Annotated in this window: 1 protein-coding gene; it reads left to right on the forward strand. The window is 27.4% G+C overall.

Going from position 1 to position 903, the window contains the following annotated elements:
* Nucleotides 1-196: 196 nt before the first annotated feature.
* Nucleotides 197-772 (forward strand): recombinase family protein, encoded by a 576-nt coding sequence (locus LGK95_RS22170; protein ID WP_226127081.1) that lies wholly within the window; start codon nucleotides 197-199, stop codon nucleotides 770-772.
* The last annotated feature ends 131 nt before the right edge of the window (nucleotides 773-903 follow it).

Here is a 903-nt window from a genome sequence, read left to right on the forward strand (position 1 = left end):
ATTTATAATTCTTTAGTATGTTTTATCTGAACAAACAAATAAATACAAAATTATATTTCGAAGAAATTTTATATTCACACATCAGTGTCATAACTCAAAAGTATTGACAACAGTAAAATAATAACCTAAAATCAACGTATACGAAGGTGTCAAAACTTGTAGTCAAATGTAAAATCTAAAAGTGAGGTAAAAAGTTGTGATTTATGGATATTGTAGAGTATCAACCAAAGGACAAGGAAAAAATGGGAATAGTCTGGAACAACAAGAAAAAACATTAAAAGAAAATGGAGCATTAAAAATTTATAAAGAAAGTTTCACAGGAACTAAAATTGATAGACCCGAGTTTGATAAACTATTAGTCAAATTAGAAAAAGGCGATACTTTAATCGTAACAAAACTAGATAGAGTGGCAAGGAGTATGACAAAAGGGAGTGAATTAGTAAATAATTTAATAAACAGAGGAATCAAAGTAAATATATTAAATATAGGGATTATGGATAATGCACCATCAAGTAAGTTAATAAGAAATATATTCTTTAGTTTTGCAGAATTTGAAAGAGATATGATAGTTGAACGTACCCAAGAGGGTAAAGCAATTGCCAAAACTAAAAAAGGATTTACGGAGGGCAGACCGAAAGTCTACACTAAAAAACAATTAGATAATGCTATTAAAATGCTTGGAACTAGCAGTTATACAGAAGTTGTAGACGTAACAACTATATCTAAAAGCACTTTAATAAGAGAAATGAGAAAAAGGGGTTTAAACAAATAAAATTAAGAAATTCAATTTTTTGAGGGTGTAAATTATTTTGTGTATTCTCTTTCTATAGGCAAAATAATTGAGTTATGTAATTTTAATAAGATATTATTTTAGTTTGATAAATGATGTTACCTTATCATTGC

The organism is Clostridium algoriphilum, from assembly GCF_020443705.1.
GTDB classification, from domain to species: domain Bacteria; phylum Bacillota; class Clostridia; order Clostridiales; family Clostridiaceae; genus Clostridium_AD; species Clostridium_AD algoriphilum.